This is a genomic window from Thioalkalivibrio sp. (assembly GCF_041690275.1).
GTDB lineage: Bacteria > Pseudomonadota > Gammaproteobacteria > Ectothiorhodospirales > Ectothiorhodospiraceae > Thioalkalivibrio.
The window spans coordinates 1-5485 of sequence record NZ_JAWLHP010000095.1 but is presented as its reverse complement, the minus strand read 5'-3'; the positions used below and the strand labels follow the sequence as shown (position 1 = coordinate 5485).

General features: G+C 69.6%; 3 protein-coding genes. 2 read left to right on the top strand and 1 reads right to left on the bottom strand.

The features are described from left to right. Positions 1 to 324 precede the first annotated feature (324 nt). Together hemL and ACESMN_RS12935 are read left to right on the top strand one after the other, a co-directional pair. Complete coding sequence (hemL, locus tag ACESMN_RS12940; RefSeq protein ID WP_373054023.1) at positions 325 to 1608, top strand: glutamate-1-semialdehyde 2,1-aminomutase; 1284 nt, start codon at positions 325 to 327, stop codon at positions 1606 to 1608. A 137-nt stretch (positions 1609 to 1745) separates the two neighbouring features. Beyond that, positions 1746 to 2567: a sulfite exporter TauE/SafE family protein gene (locus ACESMN_RS12935; protein WP_373054022.1), complete on the top strand. Its 822-nt coding sequence runs from the start codon at positions 1746 to 1748 to the stop codon at positions 2565 to 2567. Positions 2568 to 2695: 128 nt separating this feature from the next. Here ACESMN_RS12935 and pepN read toward each other — a convergent pair whose 3' ends face one another. Beyond that, positions 2696 to 5326, bottom strand: a complete 2631-nt coding sequence (pepN, locus tag ACESMN_RS12930; RefSeq protein WP_373054021.1) for an aminopeptidase N — start codon at positions 5324 to 5326, stop codon at positions 2696 to 2698. Positions 5327 to 5485: the final 159 nt, after the last annotated feature.

The following is a 5485-nucleotide window of genomic DNA, read 5'->3' as shown; positions in this document are numbered from 1 at the left end:
CGCAACGCCGCATCGCGGCTGGAAGCCGCTCCTACGGCCGCCCTGGTAGGAGCGGCCTCTGGCCGCGATGGCGCGGGGCATCCAGCGCAACGCCGCTCTCTGCGGGAGGTAGGAGCGGCCTCTGGCCGCGATGGCCCTGGGTAGCCAACGCAACGCGGTATCGCGGCTGGAAGCCGCTCCTACGGTGACCCCGGTGGGGGGCGAGCCGGCTCGCGAACGCGGCGCCGGCACGCTCCTACAGGGCCGCGGGTGCTTCGACCGCGCAGGCCGACTACACTCCCGCCTTTGCCGGACACTCATCACATTTCCAGACAGGAAAACGCCATGCAGGAATCCGAACGCCTCTTCGCCGCCGCCCAGGTCCGCATCCCCGGTGGCGTGAACTCGCCGGTTCGTGCCTTCAAGGGCGTTGGCGGCACGCCCGTGTTCATGGAGCGCGCCGAGGGCGCGTACATGTTCGACGCCGACGGCAAGCGCTACATCGACTACATCGGCTCCTGGGGGCCGATGGTGGCCGGCCACGCCCACCCCGAGGTGATCAAGGCGGTGCGGGAGGCCTGCCTCAGCGGCCTTTCCTTCGGCTGTCCGACCAGCCTCGAGGTGGCGATGGCCGAAAAGGTCTGCGAACTGGTGCCGTCGATGGACATGGTGCGCATGACCAGTTCCGGGACCGAGGCGACGATGAGTGCGATCCGCCTGGCGCGCGGCTACACCGGCCGCGACCGCATCGTGAAGTTCGAGGGCAACTACCATGGCCACGGCGACGCGCTCCTGGTGAAGGCGGGATCGGGGGCGTTGACGCTCGGGCAGCCCAGCTCCCCCGGCGTACCGGCCGCGCTGGCGGAACTGACCAGCACGCTGGACTACAACGACATCGAGGGCGTGCGCGCCTGGTTCGCCGAACACGGGCCCGAGACCGCCTGCGTGATCGTGGAACCGATCGCCGGCAACATGAACTGCATCCCGCCGCAGCCCGGCTTCCTCGAGACCCTGCGCGAGGCCTGCGACCAGTCCGGCACGGTGTTGATCTTCGATGAGGTGATGACCGGCTTCCGCGTCGCCCCGGGCTGCGCCCAGGCCTTGTACGGCGTGGCACCCGACATCACCACGCTGGGCAAGATCATCGGCGGCGGCATGCCGGTGGGTGCCCTTGGCGGCCGACGGGAGATCATGGAGCAGCTCGCCCCGGTCGGGCCCGTGTACCAGGCCGGAACGCTGTCCGGGAACCCGATCGCGATGACCGCCGGGCTGAGGACGCTCGAGATCCTGAGCCGCCCCGGATTCCACGAGGCACTGGAGGCGAAGACGCAGCGCCTCGTCGCCGGCGTGCTCGATGCGGCCCGCGAGGCCGGCGTCCCGATGACCGCGAACCAGGTGCCCGGCATGTTCGGCCTGTTCTTCACCGACCAGCCGGTGACCGATTACGCACAGGCCACCCGCTGTGACCTGGCCGCGTTCAAGCGCTTCTTCCATGGGATGCTGGACGCCGGGATCTACCTCGCCCCCAGTGCCTTCGAGGCCGGCTTCATCTCCAACGCCCACAGCGATGCCGACATCGACCAGACCGTGGCCGCCGCCCGCGACGTCCTGAAGAAATCCGTGAGGTGAACCCCCATCGGCAACTCCCTCCCCCGCTCCGGGGAGTCGGTTGGGCAGGGGGCAGCGAAACCCGGACCCTCGCCCCCGCTCCCTCCCCCGCTCGCGGGGGATGGGTGGGGAGGGGGCCTTCAACCCGGTAAACCCGATTGAACACCCTGCTGATCGATAGCGGTCCGCTCGGCCTGCTCGCCGTGTTCCTGCTGCTCGGGCTCGTCACCGGCATCCCCGCCGGGATGTTCGGGATCGGCGGCGGGCTGGTGCTCGTTCCGGTACTGGTCTGGCTCTTCGCCCTGATGGGCTTCGACAGCCAGTATCTGGTTCAGTCGGCCATTGGGACCTCGCTGGGCGCGATCATCCCCACCGCGATGCTCTCGGCCCGCGGCCACTACCTGCAGGGCGGCGTGCACGGCCCCTCCGTACGCCGGCTCCTGCCGGCGATCCTGATCGGAGCGGTGCTCGGGGCCTGGGTCGCCATCCAGATGGACGGACGCGCGCTGTCGCGCATCTTCGGCGTGTTCGAGATCGCGATCGCACTCTGGCTGCTGTTGAGCGTCCGACCACCGAGGCGGCCGGAGGCGGGGCCGGCGATCTGGTTTCTCGCCGGCGCCGGCATCGGCGGAGTCTCGGCACTGATCGGAATCGCCGGCGGCACGCTCACCACGCCGTTCCTGCTGAGCCAGGGACGCGACATCCGCCGCGCGATCGGCTCGGCGGCCGCGCTGGGTATCCCGATCGCGATCGCGGGCAGCCTCGTCTACGCACTGCCTGCCCTGCTGGAGCCCCGGCTGGACGCGCCGGAGTGGAGTGTGGGTCACCTGTATCTGCCCGCGATCGCCGGGATCGCGCTGGGCGCGGCGATCAGCGTGCGCGCAGGGGTATGGCTCACGCACCACCTGCCGGTGCTGCTCCTGCGCCGGGCGTTTGCGGGGGTGCTGATGATCGCGGGGCTGTTCATGCTGCTACGCTAACGGTCATGGCGCGAGCAGGCACCCCCATCCGCTGCCGGCGCCCCCGGGGACAGATTTGCCACTCTGTCCCCGGAATCTGGCCACCGTGCCCCGCAAGCGGGAGAGGGGAGAAATGCGCGGCTTTCGCGCTAACGCGCCAATGCGCGCTGGATCACGTCCGCGAGGTCGGGTGAGAGGTCCTTGCCCGCGAGTCGCTCGAGGACCTGGCGCATCTGCGCCGAGCGGGCGGGATCGAGGCGCTGCCAGCGGGTGAGCGGTTGCGCGAGGCGGGCGGACGTCTGCGGGTTCAGCGAATCGAGGTGCTCCAGGTAGTCCGCGAGCCGCTGATACCCCGCCCCGTCCTCCCGGTGAAAGTGACGATGGTTCTGGGCCATGAACGGCCCCAGCACCGCGCGGACCCGGTTCGGGTTGGACCAGCGGAAGCCGGGATGGTCCAGCAGGCGCTCCAGCCGTGCGAGTCCGTCGCCGACCTGGCTGCCGGATTCGAGCGCAAACCACTTGTCCAGCACCAGGGGATCGGCGCGGTGACGGCGCTCGAAGTCCGCAAGCAATTCCCCGCGCGCCGGGTCTGCGCTGTCGTTGACCGCGGCCAGCGCGCCCATGGCAAGTGTCTGGCTGCGGGCCTCGCGGTACTGGCGCACAGCGTCTTCCACCGCACCAGCCGCCCCGATTGCGACCCGCAGCGCGAGGATGCGGTTCAGCAGCCGCCGCTGGCCCATTGCCTCCGCGGTGAACGCGCCATCGTCCCAGCGCCCCGGATCCGGTGCGCCGGACGCGAGGCGCTCGGCCAGGGGTTGGAAGACCGCCTGCTCGACGGCGTGCCTCGCCGCATCGACCGCGACCGGATCGGCCCGTTCGAAGGACTCCATCAGCTCCCGGTGGGAAGGCAAGTCGAGCAACGTGGCGAGCACGACCGGCTCGATGCCCGAGTCCTCGAGCAGGGCCCCGATGGCGGTGGTCAGCGCCGCCTCGAGCACCGGGTCCGGCTCGCTCCCGATACGGGCGATCACGGCCCGCCGCAGCAGCGCCTGCAGCGCGTCCCAACGGGCGAAGGCGTCATCGTCGTGCACCACCAGGTGCGCGAGCTCTGCGGTACCCTGCCCTGCGTCGAGCCGCACCGGGGCGGAAAAACCACGCAACCAGGACACTGCAGCCGGGGCCTCGCGAAGACCCGAGAGACGGAACGACTGCGCCTCCTCGGTCAGTTCCACCACGAATTCGGTCGCCTCGGCGGCGCCCTCCAGCCGCGCCGGCAGCACGCGCCCGTCGCGTCCGAGCAGCGACAGGCGAACCGGGATATGCAGCGGGTGCTTCTCCTGCTGGCCCGGTGTCGGCGGCGTCTCCTGCTCGAGGTCGATCTGCAGCGCACCGACCCGTGAATCAAAGTGCGTGCGCGCGGTGACCCGCGGTGTGCCCGCCTGCGTGTACCACCTGCGGAAGCGGGCGAGGTCCCGCCCGGAGGCCTCGGCCATCACGTCCACGAAGTCCTCGGTGGTCACGGCCTGCCCGTCGAAGCGCTCGAAGTAGAGATCGAGCCCGCGCCGGAAGGCCTCGCGGCCGATCAGGGTGCGCAGCATGCGGATCAGTTCCGCACCCTTTTCGTACACGGTCATCGTATAGAAGTTATTGATCTCCGCGTAGCGGTCCGGGCGCACCGGGTGCGCCAGCGGGCCGGCGTCCTCGGGAAACTGGAAGGCCCGCAGCCCCTGCGCATCGTCGATGCGCTTCACCCCGAACAGCGTGCAGTCGGTGGTGAATTCCTGGTCGCGGAAGACCGTGAGCCCCTCCTTCAGCGACAGCTGGAACCAGTCGCGGCAGGTCACGCGGTTGCCCGACCAGTTGTGGAAGTACTCGTGCGCGATCACGCCCTCGATGTGCACGTAGTCGTTGTCGGTGGCGGTCTCCGGGCTCGCCAGGACGTACTTGGCGTTGAAAAGGTTCAGGCCCTTGTTTTCCATCGCGCCCATGTTGAAGTCTTCGACCGCGACGATCATGTACACGTCGAGGTCGTACTCGCGGCCGAAGGCGTCCTCGTCGTAGCGCATCGCGCGCTTCAGCGAGGCCAGCGCGTGGGCGCAGCGATCGCGGTTGTGGTGCTCGACGTAGACCTCCAGCGCGACCTCCCGCCCGGAGCGCGTGGTAAAGCGGTCCGACACGCAGCTGAGATCGCCGGCGACCAGCGCAAACAGGTAGCTCGGCTTCGGAAACGGGTCCTCCCAGACCGCGTAGTGGCGACCCGCCGGCAACTCGCCGGCCTCGACCCGGTTGCCGTTGGCCAGCAGCACCGGGTAGCGCGACGCGTCCGCCTCCAGCCGCACGCGATAGCGGGTCAGCACGTCCGGGCGGTCCGGGAAGTAGGTGATGCGCCGGAAGCCTTCCGGCTCGCACTGGGTGCACAGAGTGCCGCCGGAGACGTAGAGGCCCTCGAGCGCGGTGTTTGCCTCGGGCCGGATGCATGTCTCGACCGTGATCGCTGCGCTGTCCGGCAGGCCCGTGAGCAGCAGCCCCTCCGCATCGGTGGTGACTGCACCGGATTCCGGAGCCTTCCCGTCGACTTCGAGGCGCAGGAGCTCCAGATCGCGGCCGTGGAGCCGCAGCGCGGCCCCCGCTTCCGCTCCTTCCGCCCGGCGTACGCGGATCAGGGACTCGACCCGGGTCGACGCAGGGTCGAGGTCGAACCGAAGGTCAAGATCTTCGACGACCCAGTCCGGCGCCCGGTATTCACTCAGCAGTACCATGCTGGGGGTTGCATCCTTCATCGTGTCGTCGCCTCCGGTTCTTCGCCTACCGCATGGGCAAGAAATCGCGCGCAGGGTTCCAGGGCGCGCGAAGATCGCGACCAGAGGTCGCCCGTGGGAGCGGCTTCCAGCCGCGATCCGCCAAACCCCAATCGCGACCCGAGGTCGCTCCCACCAAAA